Consider the following 20,430-nt stretch of genomic DNA (forward strand, 5'->3'; position numbering starts at 1 on the left):
AGAAGTATATGAATAAAAATAATAATATTGAATGGTTCAAAAATGCTAAATATGGCATGATGATTCATTGGGGATTATATTCTCTTCTTGCTGGTGAATATGAAGGAAAATCTTCAAGTTATTATGCCGAATGGATTCAATCTAAATTGCAAATACCTATTGTTAAGTACCGCCAACTTGCAACAGCTTTTAATCCAATTTATTTTGACGCTGATAAGATTGTCGCATTTGCTAAAAATTGTGGTATGAAGTACCTGGTAGTTACTACTAAACATCATGATGGTTTTGCAATGTATCATTCACAAGTTGACCCATACAATGTTTATGACGCGACACCTTTTCACAGGGATGTAATCGGAGAATTGGCAGAAGCTTGCCAAAAGGCAGGTTTAAAATTTGGCCTTTATTATTCACAAGACTTAGACTGGCATGAACCTAACGGTGGCGGCTACCTTTCAAATGATATCGAATCAGCTGGTACTACTTGGGATAACAGCTGGGATTTTCCACAGAAAAACAAGAACTTTGCTCAGTGTTTTAATGACAAAATCATACCCCAAATTAAGGAAATAATGAGCAATTACGGTGAGATAGCTACAGCCTGGTTTGATGTACCGATGACTTTGACTGAGGCTCAGAGTCAGGAAGTCTACGACACGGTGAAAAAACTGCAGCCAAACTGTTTAATCAATTCCCGTCTTGGTAATGGTAAATATGATTATGTTTCACTTGGTGACAATGAAATTCCAAGTGACAAAGAAGAAAACCAGCAAAATGTTGATTATAATTCAATTGAAGGATTTAAACCGTCTCCTTATGGCTTATATGAAACGGCTGGCACAATTAATGATTCTTGGGGCTTTTCATACCGTGATCAAAATTGGAAATCTCCCGCAACAATTTACCAATACCGCAAACATTTAAATAGTTTAGGAATCAATTATCTTTTAAATGTTGGACTTGATGGCTTAGGCAGAATTCCTTTACCAGCCCAAGAAAATATTGCTGCTGCAGCAAAATTGGTTGAAAATTAATAAAATGTTTTAACAATGATATGACCTCCGAAATTAAGTCAGTTTCGGAGGTCGTATTTTTTAACTATTTAATACAATAAAGGGAGTGCGTCCTAAATGGATGCGTTTAATTAATGAAAGTAATTTTGGATTTTTGGAATGAAATCTTCTCGTGCTAAAACTTCTTTTTTTACTTTTTCACCTAATCTAGTCAATAAGTATGTTTTTAGGTTTTCAAGATATTCTTTAGAAGGACTTGATAATTTTAATGAGAACGTTAGCTAAATAGTTTTCCTTTAATTTCATCAAAATTATAGTGCTTTGATTTTTCAGCTTTTTCAGCTTATTTACTAGCTCAAGAGCAGTAGTAAATTCATCATATTCTTCAATATCTATGAGCGCAAATTTGCCATAGCCATTTTTGGTAAGAAAGACGGGATTATCTTTTTTAACTTTATTAAGGACTTTATTGTAATTTCTTAATTCTGAAACATGTTGGATTTGTAGCATAATTAACACTTCTTCTAACAAATATTGTTTCTTAATTTCTCATTACTCTATAGTATTGGCACTAACTAGTTATTAGGTATGGGATTCTATAAGCTTTTTAAATACTAAATATATACGGTAATCTTTTGAGTATACTTCGGAATTTTTATGCTTGAAATTTACTACGGTATTGTTTAGGGGATAAGTGCGCATATTTTTTAAACGTTTTAGAAAAATAGCTTGGACTGGTAAAACCTAATGAATTAGCAATATCAGATAAGCTCTTTTTTGAAAAAATAATCTGATTTTGTGCTTCAGTGATCCTTATTTCGTTTATGTATTGAACAATGGTTTTACCAGTTTCTTTTTTAAAAGTCGCACATAAATAATTTTTGGAGTAATTTAACTGCAAAGCCAGGTCCGTTAAATTGGTTCTGGAGTTTAAATGATGGTATACAAAGTCTTGAATGCTGTAAATTAACTTAAAGTGCGGATAGCCTTGGTTAATTCTAATATGTTTGATAAAAAGTTTACCTATATCGAGCATTATTTCATAATGATTTCCAATTGTACTTAAAGCCTCTACTTTTTGGATACATAAGTCACTTAAGTCATATGCGGCTTCGGGGCGCATCCCTCCCTGAATTGCAGCTCTGGTAAAAAGAGTTATTGATACTATCAATAGGTCCTTCTTTTCTCGTAAATCATTACCTTTAATCATTTTTCCAGGTGAACCGCTCGGAATAAAAGTTTTTAACTGTCTTTCAAATAAAGCAGGATTTCCCAGTTTAATAGCATTCATCATTGATTGCTCTTTTAAATAGTTTCCATGATCAGTATTAATTTCATTTTGCACTATTTTATTGTTTTTATTGTTACTAAGATATGCGTGTTTCAAGATGCTTATTGGCTGGTTAATAATAGGCTTCTTCTGATAAATACTAAAATAAAGTATCGTACTATACTCGATCAACAACTCGATATTTATTTCCGTGAAATTAGAGGTCAGGGTTTTCATGTTGTTTAAGTTGTGAGAACTAGACCAAAGCACAATGATATTATTTTGGGGCTTATCTAGATAAATGACGCTGAAGCTGTCTTGCTCTTGTGTAACATATAAATAAATAGTATTTATTTGACCTAATGGATTAATGTGATTCAAATATGACCTCGGAAAAACAGGGGTCAAACTATTTTGAAATTTTTTAATGATATGTTTTTTGTTATCAAATAAGAGTATTGGCAGCTTAAAAGCTGAACTAAAATGCTTTAATATGTACTTTAAATCATCCATTTTTTGAAAGCGCCTTCTTTAATAATAATATAATACAAAAAATATTAATATTGAGCAAATATTTCTGTGAAATTTTGACTATAGTTATTGCAGAATCTAAGTGCACTAGGATTGATCAGAATTAATATTTATTGGAAGGTGAAGATATTGATTAAAACAAGAAAAATAATGTTGATTATTGCATTATTGTTTTTAAATATTGTTGAACAAGCAGCTAGTGTTATTACTGCTACCATACCAGGTATGGCAAAGACTTTTAGTAATGTTTCTCTAACAAACGTAGAAATGTTAACGACTATTGTCTCAATGTTTGTGACAGTATTTGTACTAGTCAGTGGCGTAATTGTTAAAAAAATAGGACAAAAGCAAACAGCTCTGTTAGGTATAGTAATAGCAGCTGTGAGCTCAATTGTTCCTGCTTTTTCTAATTCATACATGGTAGTATTAGTTTCTCGTGCAGTTTTGGGTATAGGTATTGGTTTAGCTAACCCTTTAGCAATTAGTCTAATAGGGACCTTTTTCAAAGGTGATGAACGAGCAAAACTAATGGGCTGGCGCTCAGCCATTGCTGGTGTTGGTACCTCACTTATGACTTATTTTGCTGGACAATTGTTAAAAATTAGTTGGCATGCTTCGTATTTAGTTTATTTGTTATTTATTCCAGCTGTTATTCTGTTTGTCATTTTCGTACCTGTTCCTGAAAAGGAAGGTTACATAGACGAAGAAAATAATACTGAAACAGATGGTAAAAAATCAGATCAAAGTCAAACAGGAAAAGGACTACTTATTACTTTAATGTTCCTCATGTTTATGGCAATGGTTTGTTTTATGATTCTTTCAGTCAAATTGCCAACCTTTTTAGTTCAAAACAAAATTGGTACTGCCCCTCAAGCAGCAACAGCTTGGAGTATTCATAATTTAGCTGGCTTATTAGGCGGAATGTGTTTCGGCTATTTATACAAACATTTAAGGCAATATTTATTACCAGCTGGCTTAGCCTTAGTCGGACTGGGTTTCATAATGATTGGTTTTACTAAAGTAATGGGCATAATTTATTTGTTAAATATTGTAACTGGTTTTGCTGCTTCTAATGTAACCCCGTATATTTTTAATCGTATAAGTGAAGTTGCTTTACCACAAAATGCGCCATTTTATACATCTTTAGCTTTAGTCGGATCTAATTTTGGCTCATTCATTTCGCCATATGCAGGTAGTTTTATTGGTAAAACTGGCAAGTTCGCTATTATTAATGCTGGAATAATATTAATTGCTTTGGCAGTAATTACATTAGTAGCATCTTTTAGAAAAGTAAAAACTGCAAATTAAGTATAAGGAGATAATTTCATGCATTTTCAAACAGGTAAAAAAATAGATTTTGACAGAAATAACAAGTTTTTGGATAAAGCTAAAGATGCACAAAAACCTTTGTTAACAGAAACGGTAGTACCGCAAAAACTGGTAACCGTTATTAAAGGCAAGGGCATAGACGGTATAACTATTGAAGCTTCAAATCAAAAGTTGGAGAATCTTAGTCACATTAAATTGGGCAAAGGAGATTCTATTATTCTAGATTTAGGCAATCATCATGTGGGCTACTTTAGCGTCGAAATTTCTTCTGTGGGTTCGCCAATGGATGCACCTTTATTTTTACACTTGGTTTTTGCTGAACAACCAATTGAGTTTGTAAAAATAACAGAACCGTATGATGGTGCACTCAGTAAATCCTGGCTTCAAGAAGACTATATCCATGTTGACCAACTCCCTACAGTTTTAAAATTAAATAGAAGATATTCATGCAGGTATATCAAACTAGAAGTAGTCGATACTTCGCCTAAATGGAAAGTTGTATTCCATAATCCCGCTTTTGAAGCTAAGAGTGCAGTTTCACTAGCCAATATAGCAACTTTTAAAACAGATGATGACCAATTAAATAAAATTATTGCAGTAAGTGCAAAAACTTTGCAGGACTGTATGCAAGATGTTTTTGAAGATGGTCCCAAAAGGGATCGAAGGCTCTGGCTGGGTGATTTGCGCTTGCAGGCATTAGCAAATTATGCTTCCTTTAATGATCAAAACTTAGTAAAGCGTTGTTTATATTTATTTGGAGCTTTGCCGACCAGTAGTGGCAGAATTACCAGCAATTTATTTACAGGTTCAGAACCTATTCCTGATGATACTTTCTTATATGATTATGGTTTATTTTTCATTTCAACTTTGTTTGATTACTATCAACAATACCATGACAAAGAAACTGTCAAAGATCTATTTCTTCCAGCTAAACGGGAATTGGCACAAGCACTGCTTTATTTAAATAAGCAAAATTTAGTTGAGCTAAAATCAGATTGGCCAATATATGTTGATTCTGGCAATAACTTTGATAAATCAACTTGTGCAACTGCTATTTTGATTTATGCACTTAAGCAGTTCATTTCTTTGGGTCAAGTTGTTAATGAAGATATGACAGACTATACTAGAAAACTACAAGATATCGTAGAAGCTGTTCTTAATAATTTATATGATAAAAAAACTGGCTTTTTTGTTAGTGGTAAAAATAAAGAAATTAACGTAGCAAGTCAAGTTTGGATGGTATTAGCTCACATTTTAACTGATGAAAAAAACCAGCAACTTATGGCTGCAAGTATGAAAAAGTTTTATCCGTTTAAAGATATTACTACACCATATATGTATCATCATATTGTCGCAGCGCTTTTTGAATCAAGTAATAATGAGCTGGCTATAAATTTAATTAAAAAATATTGGGGTGGCATGCTTGACTTAGGTGCAGATACTTTTTGGGAAGCCTTTAAGCCAGATGATCTAGACTTTTCGCCATATAATAATTTAGCAATAAACAGTTATTGTCATGCGTGGAGTTGCACACCAATTTACTTGTTAAAGAAGTATTATAAGTAAGATAAAAGATGGGAAAGGTAATATGTGTAAATATCTTAGTATAGATATAGGCGGCACGAATATTAAATTTGGCTTATTTGATAAGTCAGGAAATTTAATAACAAAAGATTATACTAGTACACCCGATAATATTTCTGATTTTGTCAAAACACTTGATAAGATCGTGAAAAAATATTTGGTTAACATTAAGGGAATTGCCGTCAGTGTCCCAGGTAAAGTTGATTCTAAAACCGGAATTGTATATCATGGGGGCTCGCTACACTATCTTGATCAATTTAATTTTAAACACATATTAGGAAATAAATATCATGTTCCAGTTGAAGTAGAAAACGATGGCCGAGCTGCAACTTTAGCTGAAATATGGCGCGGTAGTATGCATAATATAACTAATGGCGCGGTAATTATTTTAGGCACTGGCGTTGGTGGCGGCATAATAGTAAATGGCAAAATTTTGCGCGGTTTTCATGATCAAGCTGGAGAAATAAGTTTTATTACTTTAGGAAGAGCTATTGATCAAAATAATATTGTTGGTAAGTTATGTTCTGCTTTAAATATGATTGAAAAATGTGCAGAATATAAAAATTTATCCAATATTGATGATGGTAAAAAAGTTTTTGAGGCTATCAATAACAAGGATCCGGTGATTTGGACTATATTTAAAAACTATTGTGCAGCCATTGCGACTACTATCTTAAATATACATAGCGTGATTGATATTCAAAGAGTAGCAATTGGCGGGGGCATTAGTAATCAGCCAGTTTTGCTTAGGCAAATAAAAGTAGAATTATTAACTGCTGTTGAAAAATCTCCCAAAATTGCTAATAACATCGAACTACCGGAAATCGTAACTACCACTTTTTTGAGCGACGCTAACTTATATGGAGGTTTATATAATTTTTTGAATCAGCAGACGGAGTATAAAGATAATGAATTATAATAACTTTCCTAAAAACTTTCTTTGGGGTGGTGCTACTGCAGCATCTCAGATTGAGGGTGCATATTTAGAAAATGGTAGAAAGCCTTCAACGGTTGATGCAATGCCTGGAGGGAAAAATAGATTAAAAATAGTTAATCGTAACGATTTTAACTGGCAAATAGATGAAAAGAACTATCAATATCCCAATCATTTTGGTATTGACCACTATCACAGATATCAAGAAGACATTCGTTTATTTAAAGAAATGGGCTTTAAATGTTATCGTTTTTCTATTTCATGGAGTCGCGTTTTTCCTAATGGTGATGAAGAAAAACCTAATAATGCAGGGTTGCAGTTTTATGATAACTTAATAGATGAGTGTTTAAAATATCAGATTGAGCCAGTTATTACACTTTCTCATTATGAGATTCCTTTAAACTTGATTAAGAAGTTAAATAGCTGGGCAAACAAAAAAATGATTGACTATTTTGTTAAGTTTGCACAGGTGATTTTGTCCAGGTACGCAAATAAGGTAAAGTATTTTATTACTTTTAATGAAATTAATTCTGCATTGCATTTTCCAGTTCTTTCTCAGGCTCTAATACCACGTACTGGATCTAAAAACTTTAAGAATGTTTTTCAAGCATGGCATAACCAATTTGTAGCAAGTGCCAGAATAGTTAAGTTTGCACACCAATTGGCTCCAGAAATTAAAATGGGATGCATGATTCTTTCTACCGCTAATTATTCTTACGACTGCAATCCAGAAAATCAGCTGGTAACTTTACACAGAGAGCAAGATTTTAATTTCTTTTGCTCAGATGTTCAGGTAAGAGGGTATTATCCTAGTTATACGCACAGGTTTTTACAGGATTATGGTTTGACAGAGAAAAATATTGACTGGACAAAAACTGAATTTAAAGAAATTGCTGACGGAACAGTTGATTTTATTTCTTTAAGCTACTACCAATCTAATACTATCGATAAGATTAATAAGCGAGAAATTGTGCCAGGAAATCTAATCCAAAGTGTTAAAAATCCGTTTTTAACTGTTAATCAATGGGGTTGGCAAATAGATCCAATAGGCTTGCGCGTGATTTTAGACAAACTATATGATCGATACCAAAAACCGCTCTTTATCGTTGAAAATGGTGTCGGAGCTAAAGATAAAGTAACTGTACAAAATAAAATTTATGACGATTACAGAATCGATTATCTCAAAAAACATATTGAAGCAATTAGTGGTGCAATTTATGATGGTGCTCAAGTAATTGGTTATACTCCTTGGGGCTGTATTGATTTAGTGAGTTCGTCAACAGGAGAAATGAGTAAACGATATGGACTTATTTATGTTGATCTGCATGATGACGGCAGTGGTTCATGTAAAAGGTTAAAAAAGAAATCATTTTATTGGTACAAGAGGGTGATCCAGAGTAATGGTAATAATTTATCAGAAAAAGACATAGATTATTAAATTATTAATCATCAAAAAAGCAGGCATACAAACATATGCCTGCTTTTTACTATTTATGTTAATTAATCTTCGTAAGTGCCAACCTTTTTCAGTTTACCTAGAACACTCTCACCGTGAGGTGATTGTCCTATTGCAACAGTTAAATCACGGCCGGCTAGATTGCCATGGTGCTCACCATCAGTCCAGTGCGGATTACCAGTTACATCATAAACAACACCTTTAATAGCAACATAGGCTGGATTGCCATTTTTGCCATCATATTTTGCTAAAGACTCTTTTGTGAATTTTTCCATTGGAAATATCCCCTTTCCAAATACACTTACTAATTGTCACCTCAATTATAGTCGCAAAAAAATCACAAGTCTAACTTTTATTTTGATTTTTTTGATAGTTGAAACGCCAGCCGGCAATATCCCAGGGGGTAAAAGTCAGATCCAACTTACGCTGGTAAGCCTTTTCATAAGCTGCAACTTTTTGCTGATAATCACATACCATCATCTTCTTGGAATTTTCATTGGCACTGAGCTTAACATCCGGAAAAATTGGTGGTAAAACGTGGACTACATATTTTGTTTGATAAAAATTAGGATGATCTTTTTCTAGTTTATCGATTGTCTGAATTTCAATAAAAGTTGAAATAACGGGGACATTTTGCTTAGCAGCAAAATAGTATGCGCCCCGTTTTAATTCACGGGGTTTGCGGTAATTCCACCACATTTCCTGTTCAGGATAAATTAAAACCCAGTTGTTTTGCTCTAAAGCATCATGCAGGTGACGAGGAAACTCGTTACCGACATAGCTGGGAGTTTCTATTAAGGGAATAGTGCCCACATAGTTCATTAAATAGCATAAGATTCCCGGTAATTTCAAATTAGTATCTTCAATAGCAATTTTCAATGAATGATGAGCTTTATTAGCTAAATGTTTAATTGGCAGAGAATCAATTTGATTAAAATGATTGGCCGTAATAATTGCTCCGCCTTGAGGCAAATCAGCCAGGTTTTCAAGTCCGGTAAATGTGGTCGATGATGTCAAGATATGCATCAAAGTATCAAAAAGCAAGTGACCAATTCGATCATTTATTTTTCCCTTGACAGTTTTTTGTTCATGCCAAAAATTGTTGACTAATTCTTTACTCTCTTTAAGGGATAATACAGGGTCACCAACCTCGACTTTGGCATGCCAATCCCTATTAGCAACAGCTTTTTTAATATTTTGAATTACTTGTTCACGATTGTCACCGATAATCATAAACTAACAGGTCCTTGTTTTTTTACATTAGCCCAGTTATGAGGGTCATTAATGGTTTTGTCTTCTTTGGCTAGCATATGATCCAATTTGTGCCGGTCTTCATCACGCTGTTTACCAGTATAATTATTTAATTCTGCTAATAAATCATTGTAAAACTTAGTTTCTTTGGCGCTGTTCCAAAAATATTCTTCATACTGCACATCTTGAAAATGCCAAGGTTTAAAGAATAGATTGTAGTGAATTAAACTGGGATTGGCTAAGGGCTCAGTATTATCATTTGGCATGGCATCCCATTTGGGATCTAAATGTAAAATTCTTTTATCGCCAATTTCATTTAAGTAGTCTTGATCAGGAGCAATACAGTCAAAATGATATTTTTTAAGCAGATGCATAAAATGATCAATAAAATGTTCAGCGCGAAAGGCTTTGCAGTTTAAAACCAGCATTCCGGAGTTGATATATTTCTTCGGATCAAGCACTAGCACTTCTTTAATATACTTCACCATTTTTGTCACATGTTGAATTGAAGAGTCGGTGCAAGCGGCAAAGAGGTGATCTCCTAGCTTAGTGTCATACAGTCTGCCAATATCATCGTTAACGATTGTGTCGCTGTCGATATAAATAGCCTTATCGTATTGGGGAAACAGATCAGGAATAAACAAGCGGTAGAAAATTGACATAGTAAAAAAGTCAGCCCGCAAAAAGTTTTCGGTACGATTCTGAATAGGGGCAACTATTTCATCATTAATATTAAAGAACTTAACGTGAACATTGCTGGTGCTTATTTCTTGTAAGTCCTGTTTATGCTGTGTAGTTAGATCCTGACTTAAAAAATAAACTGTATAATCTTTATCAATAGCGGCATTTTTAACCAAAGAATTGAGCGATACTGCCGCGTATTTTGTAAAGTCATCACTGATAGCATAAAAAACTGGAATTGTCATGTTGTTATTTTCTCCAAACGTTATTTTTTTATTAAATTGCTTTTAACATTAAGATAATTAGTCAAAATGTCATCATATTCATGCAATTTTAGCACTTTATGTACACGTTGAACATCCCATGGCTTAACCGTCAAGGTATGAAAGACGGGCCAAAAGCGAAAACTGGTAGTAAAGTGCTGGATCACAGTGTCTGGCTGCAATTTATACTGTTCATTATAGCGCCTGGGAGCAATTTTCTTTTCTCGTGCATAACGGTTAAGCGCAGTTTGATCCGGCATTAAAACTGTTCTGGTTTGTAAAAGATGTCGAATGCGGGCAAATAAGTTAGTTTTCCTGATTTCAGGCAAGTTAAGCAGCAAAACGCCGGAATTAACGTAATCAAACACTTTGTGTTCGTGCAAGTTGTGGAAAAAGAAGCGCCCCCAGTAATCAAGGACACCAACAAGTTCAGTGCCAGTTAAATCTTGCTGGTAAAAGTTGACTAAGCTGCGTCTGACAATCACGTCAGCATCAAGATATAATATTTTATTTGGCAACTGCGGTATTTCATCCGCAAAAAGTCTGAGCATAGCATAGGGAGTAAAATGAGTACTCATATTTGCTATGAGAGGTTCTCTGACAAATAAACCAGTACAGTCCATCAATTTTAAAGTGTTTTGGGGATTTTGCTTTACTAAGAGTGATTTGAGATAATCAGCCGCTTGCTTACTAAAAGGCTGAAATTTTTTATGATAACTTTGAGTATACATTGTTAGGATGTATATATGGAGTTCTTGGGCACCACTGTTTTTCAATAATGAAAGAGTAGCGATAAGAATGCCATCTTCGGCGTTATGGTCACCGCAAAAAAGAATATTCATTGAGAACTCCTTAGTTTATTTTTTGGTACGTACAATATTCATAATTACTTTTTAAGGCTCGTTTTTGCATTGCTTGATAAATTTCCTGGTGCAATTTTTCTTGTGCCCGCTTTTTATCAATATGTGAATCCGGGTAAAAAGGGCCGTCGAGATATACAATTATGCGCGGCCTTTTACCCCATTTGGGCTTCGTATAAGTTGTAGTCATAGTAAAACTGGCCACGCCAAGTGTAACGGGAAAGTGCATACTGGTTGCAGGAAAAGGCCTGATTTTAGTGTAATAGGGCCAAACGTGAGCTTCAGGATAGATGACAACTACTTTTTTAGCCTTAATAACGGTAGCTACTGCCTTAATTAGTTTACCAGATTGCTGTAGGTTCTGACCCACAGGAAGCCCAAAATAAGGCAAAACCAGTTTGCCTAACACAGGGATACCCCAATTTGACTGGGCCCCAATAGCATAATAATTTTTGGTCGGAATAATGCTAAGCGGTAAAACCACGTCACCAAAAGCTTGGGTATGGTTGCCATAGATAAAATAGCCTTGATTTGCGGTAGCTTTTAGCTTGTCCTTGCCAACTATCTTTACCCTTAAAACCAACTTAATATAGATTATACTAATTAAATGTCCTAATGGACGTACAATTTTTGCCCAGACTTTTCCACCTAAAGAATGGGGGAAAATATTATAGCTATTTGGCAAGTGATAATCCTGGCTCTGGCTAACTACCAAATCATCAGTTAAATGATGATAAAAGTATTTTTGCTTACCCATGAAACCCTTCTTTCGATAATGCCATCAAGTAATTCTATCATGAATCTTGTGAGATTAAAAAGGGTGCGGTATAGGTTAGTTATCATAACTTTACCTATGCAATCAAACTTTACATATTTGCTTAATTTATTAATAGTTAAGCAAGTACTTACCCAAAATATTATAAGTAGGTAATTACTTCTAGATTAAATTAACTTTATGTACACAAAAAGAGCACACAATTAACATGTGCTCCTAAATTAACTGAAAATAAGTATAAGATATGCTCTTTACAAATACGTGGTTAAAATAATCCAATCAAACAACCAATAGTTATAATTACTACCATGATGATAATGACTTTAGTAGCTGTCATTTGTTTACTGGAAACAAGCCACCAGCCTAAAATAACCATAGCTAAAGGCAATAGTCCAGGGAAAATACCGTCTAGAACCGTTTGTAAAGGTTGCGATTTGCCACCTAAAGGAATTTTCGCCACTGTTTTTAAGACAATGGTATTTGCGGCTAATGCGCCCACGACCATTACACCTAAGATGTTAAAAGCATCGGTAATTCTTTTGGAATTTTCGCCCACAATAGTGTCGATTGCGCCAACTCCCAGTTTATAACCACTATGAAACGCAATATAGGAAATTGTAGGGCCAATTATACCGTAGGCAATGATGTAAAATAATGGTCCGACAGGACTGCCGCCCTTGGCTAGACTCATAGCAATTGATAATAGAATAGGAACAATAATTCCTTGAATAATTGAATCACCAATACCGGCCAAAGGACCCATTAAAGTAGCTTTAATGTTAACTGGCATTTCTTCTGAAACGTCATTACCCAAAGCGATTTGCTCTTCTAGGGAAGCAACAATCCCATTAATATTTGACCTGTTTGTGGTTCAGTATTGTAAAACATGGAATGACGTTCAAGTAAACGTCTTTTTTTCTCAGGATCATTTTTATAATATTTACGTGCAAAAGGTAAGTAAGAATATGCCCAGGCATGTCCCTGCAGCTTTTCATAGCTCATTGAACTGAGGTGTGTAAAACCCCACCGATACCAAATTTGATTAAGTTCATGTTTTGATAGTAGCTTTTGTGGTTCAGTATTATTTTCATTTGTAGCCATTTTTAACACCTCTCGTTAAAATAAGTCTTCATCTTCATATTCGTCATCATTATCAACCGCTTGTTCTGCATTATTTGCAGAGCTGGTAGCAGTTGGAGTACTGCTTTTACCAGTTGCCATATAATACAAATATGCGACTAAAGCGGAAATAAAGACAATTGCAATCATGCTTAATTTGGCAAAAGCAAGTAAAACAAAGCCGACAAAGAAGAAAATAAAATGTGATTTGTTTTTGATTACTATGCTCATTAACATTGCAATACCCAAGGCTGGCAAAACGCCACCCAAAACCTGAATAATGTGGGTTACAATAGCGGGAATGCTGTCGATTAGCCAATTGACTAAACCTTTACCATAATAAATTGCCAGAAAAACTGGTACAGCACGTAAAAGGAAGGTAGTGATTTGTGGATAAACTAGATGGTTCAGGATGATACCGCGATCATCATTATTATGAGCAGCGTTTTCAGCACGAGTGTTCCAGAAAGAATAAAGAGCCATTCTGCCGTTGTAGAAGATTAAGCCAAATGTCTGACCAATGAGAATGGCTAAGGTAACAGCGATTGCAGGATTTTTAGTAGTCGCCATTGCTAAGCCGATTCCACCATAAGCTGCATAAGTAATTTCACTGTTAGTAGCACCTCCAGTTGATAGGTTAGCGATGAAAACTGCCTGTACAGCTAAGCCGCACAAAATACCATTTTTAATGTCACCAAAGGCAAGACCGACTAGTAATCCGGCTACCAAAGGTCTACCAACAATGTAGAAGCCTCCAGTCATACCAAAGAGCCAAGGTGTTTCAATCGCTCCCAGATAACAGAAAATTCCTGTTAAAAGTGCGGGAAAAAATAAATTATTCATTTTTATTGCCTCCAAAAATTAGGACATAGAATCATATTTCTTTTTCATAGTTGACCAAGGCTTAATTTCATCATCAGGTAATAGCTGAAATTGAATATCAATACCATGCTTGGCAATATCTTCAAAAGCGTTATAGTCGTCTTGATCGATGGCTACTGTCCGTCCGAGTACCTTAGTTCCAGGACGGGTATTCATCGGGCCAACATTTAATACTTTGCCAAAGTCAACGCCCATGTCTGCCATTTGGGCAAAAGTCTTAGGGGAGTCGCTGATTAAGAAAAATTTCTTTTTAGATTCAATCCCCTTTTTGATTTTTTCGCCAGCTTCAGCAACCGTATAAATGCCAACTTTTAAGTCGTTAGCAGCAGCTTTTAATACCTTGCGGCGCAACTTGTCGTGGGCAATATTATCACCGACAACTAAAATGCCGTCCACAGGACGCGCTTTGGTCCAGCGGGTCATGGTTTGGCCGTGGATTACCCGATCATCAATTCTTACTACTGAAATACTCATTATTAATACACCTTTCTTATTTTTTAAAATTCAATATCGTCATCATCATCTTGCTGGTCTTGAGCAACTTCGATACCATTGGTTCCTGCCTGTAGAACTGTCTGTACGGCTTCATCAAGCGTTGTATTGTCAGATAACTGAGGAACAAGTTCTAAAAGCATTGGTAGATTCAGTCCGCTGACCACTCGTATTCTTTCTGTATGAGACAAATAGTACTTAAAGGACTCATTGTATGGAGTTCCACCTTTTAAGTCAGCCAGAATTAAGATTGGTTCTGTTTCACTGTCAAGCAGCTTTTGTAGACGGTCACGATATGAACCAATTCCTTTTTCATCTAATTCAAGTGTCATGATCTGGTCCGATTTGCCGGCAATAAATTCAAAGCCGGAAGCGATACCTTGTGCTAAATGTCCATGTGAAGTTAATAATATTTTCACTAAAATCACCCCTTTTGTAAATACATATTAATTTACAACACAATTATATGTAATCGCTTTATATAATTCAAACACTATTTTTATATTAAAAAGTAAGCGGTTGACATTATCACTTTCTATGGGTAAAATCAATTTATGTAAATACAAAAAGGAGAATAACAATGAAGTATACAATAGATGATTTTGCGCGACTAATTGATCATACTAACTTACATGCGGATGCAACCGAAGAAGACATGAAAAAGCTTTGCGATGAAGCTAAAAAATATCATTTTAAGATGGTAGCAATTAATGAAGTCCAATCTGAATTTTGTGCCCAGCAACTAAAGGGGACGGATATTGATACTGGGGCTGCGATCAGTTTTCCTTTGGGCCAAACTACAATAACTTGTAAATTGGCAGAAACTAAAGATGCATTACAAAATGGTGCTAATGAAATCGATTATGTTGTTAATTTAACGCAAGTGCGAGCTCATAATTGGTCTTATATCGAAGATGAAATGGCACAAATGGTTAAACTTTGCCGTGACCATCATGTACCATGTAAGGTCATTTTTGAGACCTGCTACTTGACTAAGGCTGAAATTAAGCAGCTGGCCTTAATTGCTAAAAAGGTTAAACCAGATTTTGTCAAGACTTCCACTGGCTTTGGCACCGCTGGCGCAAAAGTAGAAGATGTTAAGCTAATGAAAGAAAATGTTGGCCCAGATGTCAAAGTCAAAGCAGCAGGGGGCATCCGTAATACTGATGATTTCTTGGCAATGATTGCAGCTGGGGCCGAACGTATAGGTACCAGTTCAGGTGTAAAGATTATTGAAACTCTTAAACAACGATTTGAAAAAGATGGTATCAACGCAATTGAAATTTAAATAAAAAGTCAGTGTAAAAAAGTAAAAGCTAACTCTTTACACTGGCTTTTTGCATGGTATATTATTTTTATAATGACATAATTAATAATGTGAAAGTGATGGAATAAATTGGCAGAAAAAGAACCCCCTAAATACCAAGTAATTGCCAATGATCTTTTGAATAAAATTCAAACTGGTTTTTACCCGCAAAATACAATTATTCCACCGGAAACTGTATTAGCGGGTAAATATCAGGTAAGCAGGCCAACAATGCGGCAAGCAATTTCATTGTTAGTTAATCAAGGTTATCTGGAGCGAAAACGTAAGCGAGGGACATTAGTTAAAAAGGTTAAGATTGAGCAAGAATTTACCCATTTGATTGAAAGCTATAGTGCAGAAATGAGTGCTAAGGGTATCTACCCTAAAACTAATTTGCTTTATTTTGATGAAGAAAAAGCTACACCCGAAGTATGCAAAAATTTACAGCTGCCTGAGAAAGCACCAGTTTTTAAATTAGTGCGGCTGCGCTATGCCAATGATCAACCGATTGTTTTAGTTACAACTTATGTGCCTAAACAGAGGATACCTGAGTTGATTAATTATAATTTTGCCCAGGAATCTTTATATAGTACTCTTGAAAAATACCATTTAAAAGTTACGCGGGTAGTTAGGAGGTTGGAAGTAATAGAAGCTGACGAAACTACCGCCAACTTATTAAACATTGCAGTAAATAAGCCGGTGTTCTACTTTCACACTCAAGGACTGACAAGGGATGAACGGCCAATTGAATATTCGATTGCTAAATATCGGGGAGATATTAACTCGTTTATAATTGATGTCCAGCGCTAATTTTATACATTAAAAAAGTCTTACTTTGCCTGTGCAGGTCAAAGTAAGACTTCTTTTATTGAATTTTGATTGAGCCCACCGAGCTGATAGCAGTTAATTGGTTGGCACTGCCTTCATGCTTGTAAAAGTGCTTGCCCATTCTACTGCCGTGAAAGTAGATTGAGCCAAGAGTAGTAGATAAATCATAATCAGTCTGATTATCTCTGTCGTCTAAAGTTTTTAGTGATCCGGCAGCCAGTTGAAAGTGGTTTTTTCCTTGTAAACCTTTGATCTTGACAGATCCAGCAGCTAGATTTGCATTAGAATTCATCTTACACTGGTAGATATCTAAATTACCCGCATCTAAACGTATTTTAGTATCATTTTGAATCGTGACGTCCTGTAATTTTAAGGAACCAGCATTTGCTCTGACATCAAGTTTCTGCATATTCAGGCCACTCAAATTAAGTCTACCGGAAAAGTCGTTTATTCGTATCTCATTGAGCACGGCAGTCTGGGGAACCGTAATTGTCATTTTATATTCGGCTTTGCAAATATAAATTTTTTTCTGATGATTATGAGGATAATTAGGCTTTTGCTCACGAATAAAAAGAGTTTGTTCTGCCACACTAATTTTCATGCGCTCAGGATTAATGTCATGAGTTGATATATGAAAATCAGCGCCCACTCGAACAGTAACATTAGCAACATATGTTTTTGCATCTATGTTGCTAAAATTTTCCAAATCAATTTCTTGTGATTCTACTTTTTCATCTTCAAATTCTTGATCAAAGTCTCCGTCAATATACATTTTCATAATTAAGCTATCTCTTATCTTTTAACACTAATTTAATTTTTCCTTATGATATCATGCTAGTTTAAGCTAGGCAATAAAAAATTAAACTTTGTATTTATTACTTTGATCTAGACAGTTAAAAAGATTTGAATTAATTTTAAAAATCAATCCAAATCTTTTTGCTTTATGCTGGTAATTAGCTGCAGATAGTATAGAAGTTAATTTCTGAGAATGCCTCCGTCACCACAGGAAACTTTGAGTAGCGACGCACCCCTCTTAATTTTTAGTAAAATGTTTGTGATAGGTTATTACCGTGAATACAAGTTCATCCTCAGAAGAAATTGCCAACTGGTAACTGGCCTTAAATGGTCTACTCATTTATTGAATTTTGATTGAGCCCACCGAACTGATAGCAGTTAATTGGTTGGCACTGCCTTCATGCTTGTAAAAATGCTTGCCCATTCTATTACCATGAAAGTAGATCGATCCTAAAGTGGCAAATAAATCGTAATCTGTCTTATGCTCTTCATCATCTATCATTTTTAATGAACCAGCGGCTAGATTAAAGTGGTTTTTCCCTTGCAAGCTTGTGACCCTGATAGTTCCGGCAGCTAGATTTGCATTAGAATTCATCTTACAGTGATTGATGTATAAACTACCAGCGTCTAGCACCATTTCGGCTTTATTTTGGATCGTGATGTCCTGTAATTTTAAGGAACCAGCATTTGCTCTGACATCAAGTTTCTGCATATTAAATCCAGCTAGGTCAATGTTGCCAGCAAAGTCAATTATCTGGACTTCATTGAGCTCTGCAGCTTGAGGTATGGTAATAGTTATTTTAGGTTTAATTTTGCGAATATAAACTTTTTTGTTAAAATGAGACTTTCGTGCACGAATAAAAAGGGTTTGCTCTACCACACGAATTTTTATCCGATCAGGATTAATGTCATAAGTTGATATATGAAAATCAGAGCCTACTTGAACAGAAACACCAGAGGCGGCTATTTCAACATCTATGTTGCTAAAATTTTCTAAATCAATTTCTTGTGATTCTACTTTTTCATCATGAGTTTCAAATTCTTGATCAAAGTCTCCACCAATATGTATTTTCATGATTAATCTGTCCCTTATCTTTTTAACACTAATTTAATTTTTGCTTTATCTTATAATATCATGCTAGTTTAAGTGAAGCAATAAAAAATAAAGTATTAGATTTAGTCAACTAAAATAACCAATTAAAGAGACTTGGATTAATTTTAAAAATTAATCCAAGTCTTTTGCTTTATGAGCTTAATCAGCTGCAAGATGTATAGAAGTTAATTTATGAGAATGTCACCGTCACCACAAGAAACTTTGAGTAGAGGCCCACTCTTTAATTTTTTAGCAAAATGTTTGTGATAGTTATTACCATGCAATATAAGTTCATCCTCTGAAGAAGTTGTCAACTGGTAACTGATCTTAGGCGGTCTGCTCATTTGGAAATCTCCTTCACTTAAATTAAAGGAGCTGTCAGCCAATAATTTGGAATCATTGACTCTGACGTCACCATCACCCAAAGTTGCCTTAATTTTAAATTGACTATTCGTAATAGTTAAATCACCTTCATTAAAGTTTAAAGTACTATTCGTTAAAATTGAATTATTAACTTTTAAATCACCGTCGACCAGGTCAAAATTGGCTTTGCGAGCTTTCACGTTTTCAGCACTGACATTACCATCTTCAAGCTGTAAGTTGAGGTCAGAAACAGTTAAGTTAGTTAAATGAATATTACCTTCAGAACATGATCCTGATATTTCTGTGATAGAGTCATCTGCCGGAACGGTAACATTTACCTGATATGTCCCGTCCTCATAAGCATTATTGTCAGAAATGGTCAGCTGGTCGTCTTCAACTTTAGCACTAATCTTTTTGATATTAGGACCGCTGATAGTAACTTGAAAGTCGTTTCCTTTAGTGATTTGGATATTGGGCTCTTCGGCGTCAATATTAATCTTAGAAAATTTGCCTACATTAAAAGTACGTTTTTTGGCTACTACGTGGTGGGATTTTCTACTTCTTTGATTATGATTAAAAAAATTGCCAATATTAGTTGTCTGGCCCGAATGAATGTTATTGATATCTTCATTGCCGCCTTTGGCATGGCCAAAAATAAATAAAATTATGCCAATAATGACGATCAGCCCGCTAATTTGGTAAAACTTTTTCATTGCTCTCCTCCTTGTTTGGGCTACGTTTTTTTGAATAGGTGCTACTTACCAAGAAAGCATCTATGTAAATTACTTGCCCACTAATTAATTAGAATATCGCCATCCATACTGGTAACTTTTAGTACGGGTTTATTTTTAACTTTTTTTGCAAAATGGTTGGAATGGTAAGAACCTTTAAACATGATTTTATCATCCGAATGGTTTGTCAATACATAGTTGATTTTAGGGGCGTTTGACATTAAAAAGTCGCCGTCATTCAATATAACTGAGCTGTTATTTAGTATTTGAGAGTCGCTAATTTTAACATCGCCATCATTTAGTTTTAGTGAACTACGTGAAAAAGTCGATTGATTTACTTTGAGGTCACCGTCATTTGAATTTAGGTCAAGGTTTTTTGCAGTAAGCTTATTAAGCAAAACGTCGCCATCTTCTATTGTCAAATTGATGTGGGGAACATTTAAACTGTTGATATAAAAATCGCCTTCTGCACAAAAACCAGTTATCTTTTTCACTGCGTTTTTAGCAGGAATATAAATGTCGACTGCATAATAACCATCGTTATAATGATGTTCTGGCTGATCCGAAATAGTGAGCTGATTGTTAGCGACATTAGTTTTTATTTTTTTGATGTCTGCTCCGTGACCACCTCTAACTACTACTTTGAACTTGTTAATATCCTTAAGTGAAATTCGGATATCGGGTCTGTAACAGGCTAACTTAATACTGTCGAACTTTTTTACGTAAAAAGTCTTGCTTTCATTATAATGAGTGCGTTTACCATTATAATCATGTGACGGGTTATCATTTAATCTGAATACGACTAGTAGAATGAGACCAATAAGCAGTATCAGTCCAAAGATTAGTCCACAGATTTTATAAAACTTTTTCATTT

21 protein-coding genes and 1 pseudogene are annotated in these 20,430 nt (G+C 34.8%); 7 read left to right on the forward strand and 15 right to left on the reverse strand.

Translation table 11 applies throughout. The annotated features are described in order from the left end of the window. Positions 1-8: 8 nt before the first annotated feature. On the forward strand, positions 9-1,034 hold the full coding sequence (locus F5ESL0260_RS00590; protein ID WP_122025481.1) for an alpha-L-fucosidase: 1,026 nt from the start codon (positions 9-11) through the stop codon (positions 1,032-1,034). A gap of 225 nt (positions 1,035-1,259) precedes the next feature. On the opposite strand, the gene F5ESL0260_RS00595 is transcribed toward F5ESL0260_RS00590, so the two are convergent. Both F5ESL0260_RS00595 and F5ESL0260_RS00600 read right to left on the reverse strand, forming a co-directional pair. Continuing rightward, positions 1,260-1,523 (reverse strand): type II toxin-antitoxin system prevent-host-death family antitoxin, encoded by a 264-nt coding sequence (locus tag F5ESL0260_RS00595; protein WP_233557691.1) that lies wholly within the window; start codon positions 1,521-1,523, stop codon positions 1,260-1,262. Positions 1,524-1,668: 145 nt separating this feature from the next. Next, the gene (locus tag F5ESL0260_RS00600) at positions 1,669-2,796 is read right to left on the reverse strand and encodes a helix-turn-helix domain-containing protein (protein WP_122025482.1); all 1,128 of its coding nucleotides are present in this window, start codon (positions 2,794-2,796) and stop codon (positions 1,669-1,671) included. Between the two features lie 138 nt (positions 2,797-2,934). On the opposite strand from F5ESL0260_RS00600, the gene F5ESL0260_RS00605 reads away from it, so the two are divergent. Genes F5ESL0260_RS00605 through F5ESL0260_RS00620 form a run of 4 tightly spaced genes read left to right on the forward strand, consistent with a single transcriptional unit; the run spans position 2,935 to position 8,099 of the window. Continuing rightward, the gene (locus F5ESL0260_RS00605) at positions 2,935-4,122 is read left to right on the forward strand and encodes an MFS transporter (RefSeq protein ID WP_370448570.1); all 1,188 of its coding nucleotides are present in this window, start codon (positions 2,935-2,937) and stop codon (positions 4,120-4,122) included. 18 nt (positions 4,123-4,140) lie between these two features. After that, positions 4,141-5,709 (forward strand): family 78 glycoside hydrolase catalytic domain, encoded by a 1,569-nt coding sequence (locus F5ESL0260_RS00610; protein ID WP_122025483.1) that lies wholly within the window; start codon positions 4,141-4,143, stop codon positions 5,707-5,709. A 22-nt stretch (positions 5,710-5,731) separates the two neighbouring features. Then, the gene (locus tag F5ESL0260_RS00615) at positions 5,732-6,646 is read left to right on the forward strand and encodes an ROK family protein (RefSeq protein WP_122025484.1); all 915 of its coding nucleotides are present in this window, start codon (positions 5,732-5,734) and stop codon (positions 6,644-6,646) included. Next, a complete protein-coding gene (locus F5ESL0260_RS00620; RefSeq protein WP_122025485.1) occupies positions 6,636-8,099 on the forward strand; it encodes a glycoside hydrolase family 1 protein in 1,464 nt (487 codons plus the stop codon). The genes F5ESL0260_RS00615 and F5ESL0260_RS00620 overlap by 11 nt, the downstream gene beginning before the upstream one ends. A gap of 62 nt (positions 8,100-8,161) precedes the next feature. On the opposite strand, the gene F5ESL0260_RS00625 is transcribed toward F5ESL0260_RS00620, so the two are convergent. The 9 genes and pseudogenes from F5ESL0260_RS00625 to F5ESL0260_RS00665 form a co-directional block, all read right to left on the reverse strand. Then, positions 8,162-8,392 carry a cytochrome b5 domain-containing protein gene (locus F5ESL0260_RS00625; protein ID WP_110445406.1) on the reverse strand — a complete coding sequence of 77 codons (231 nt, stop codon included), beginning with the start codon at positions 8,390-8,392 and terminating at the stop codon, positions 8,162-8,164. Positions 8,393-8,462: 70 nt separating this feature from the next. Further along, positions 8,463-9,350, reverse strand: coding sequence for a lysophospholipid acyltransferase family protein (locus F5ESL0260_RS00630; protein ID WP_122025486.1), 888 nt, complete (start codon positions 9,348-9,350; stop codon positions 8,463-8,465). After that, complete coding sequence (locus F5ESL0260_RS00635; RefSeq protein WP_122025487.1) at positions 9,347-10,294, reverse strand: glycosyltransferase family 8 protein; 948 nt, start codon at positions 10,292-10,294, stop codon at positions 9,347-9,349. The genes F5ESL0260_RS00630 and F5ESL0260_RS00635 overlap by 4 nt, the downstream gene beginning before the upstream one ends. A gap of 20 nt (positions 10,295-10,314) precedes the next feature. Further along, complete coding sequence (locus F5ESL0260_RS00640; RefSeq protein ID WP_046324106.1) at positions 10,315-11,154, reverse strand: glycosyltransferase; 840 nt, start codon at positions 11,152-11,154, stop codon at positions 10,315-10,317. 10 nt (positions 11,155-11,164) lie between these two features. Continuing rightward, a complete protein-coding gene (locus F5ESL0260_RS00645; RefSeq protein WP_122025488.1) occupies positions 11,165-11,929 on the reverse strand; it encodes a 1-acyl-sn-glycerol-3-phosphate acyltransferase in 765 nt (254 codons plus the stop codon). A 283-nt stretch (positions 11,930-12,212) separates the two neighbouring features. Beyond that, positions 12,213-13,048, reverse strand: a pseudogene (locus F5ESL0260_RS00650) (PTS system mannose/fructose/sorbose family transporter subunit IID). 15 nt (positions 13,049-13,063) lie between these two features. Beyond that, the gene (locus F5ESL0260_RS00655; protein WP_122025489.1) at positions 13,064-13,909 is read right to left on the reverse strand and encodes a PTS sugar transporter subunit IIC; all 846 of its coding nucleotides are present in this window, start codon (positions 13,907-13,909) and stop codon (positions 13,064-13,066) included. 18 nt (positions 13,910-13,927) lie between these two features. Continuing rightward, entirely contained in the window at positions 13,928-14,422 is a 495-nt protein-coding gene (locus F5ESL0260_RS00660; protein ID WP_110445413.1) for a PTS sugar transporter subunit IIB, read from the reverse strand. A gap of 23 nt (positions 14,423-14,445) precedes the next feature. Next, entirely contained in the window at positions 14,446-14,859 is a 414-nt protein-coding gene (locus F5ESL0260_RS00665) for a PTS sugar transporter subunit IIA (protein ID WP_158593797.1), read from the reverse strand. 161 nt (positions 14,860-15,020) lie between these two features. On the opposite strand from F5ESL0260_RS00665, the gene deoC reads away from it, so the two are divergent. After that, a complete protein-coding gene (deoC, locus tag F5ESL0260_RS00670) occupies positions 15,021-15,728 on the forward strand; it encodes a deoxyribose-phosphate aldolase (RefSeq protein ID WP_122025491.1) in 708 nt (235 codons plus the stop codon). A 108-nt stretch (positions 15,729-15,836) separates the two neighbouring features. Beyond that, a complete protein-coding gene (locus F5ESL0260_RS00675; protein ID WP_122025492.1) occupies positions 15,837-16,556 on the forward strand; it encodes a GntR family transcriptional regulator in 720 nt (239 codons plus the stop codon). 55 nt (positions 16,557-16,611) lie between these two features. Here the strand turns inward: F5ESL0260_RS00675 and F5ESL0260_RS00680 are convergent, their stop codons facing one another. The 4 genes from F5ESL0260_RS00680 to F5ESL0260_RS00695 form a co-directional block, all read right to left on the reverse strand. Then, positions 16,612-17,352, reverse strand: coding sequence for a DUF4097 family beta strand repeat-containing protein (locus F5ESL0260_RS00680; protein WP_122025493.1), 741 nt, complete (start codon positions 17,350-17,352; stop codon positions 16,612-16,614). A gap of 357 nt (positions 17,353-17,709) precedes the next feature. Continuing rightward, positions 17,710-18,444: a DUF4097 family beta strand repeat-containing protein gene (locus tag F5ESL0260_RS00685; protein ID WP_122025494.1), complete on the reverse strand. Its 735-nt coding sequence runs from the start codon at positions 18,442-18,444 to the stop codon at positions 17,710-17,712. Positions 18,445-18,647: 203 nt separating this feature from the next. Then, complete coding sequence (locus F5ESL0260_RS00690) at positions 18,648-19,538, reverse strand: DUF4097 family beta strand repeat-containing protein (protein WP_122025495.1); 891 nt, start codon at positions 19,536-19,538, stop codon at positions 18,648-18,650. 80 nt (positions 19,539-19,618) lie between these two features. Then, complete coding sequence (locus F5ESL0260_RS00695) at positions 19,619-20,428, reverse strand: DUF4097 family beta strand repeat-containing protein (RefSeq protein WP_122025496.1); 810 nt, start codon at positions 20,426-20,428, stop codon at positions 19,619-19,621. Positions 20,429-20,430 lie beyond the last annotated feature (2 nt).

Origin of the sequence: Lactobacillus sp. ESL0260 (assembly GCF_003692935.1) — a bacterium.
Taxonomy (GTDB): Bacteria; Bacillota; Bacilli; order Lactobacillales; family Lactobacillaceae; genus Lactobacillus; species Lactobacillus melliventris.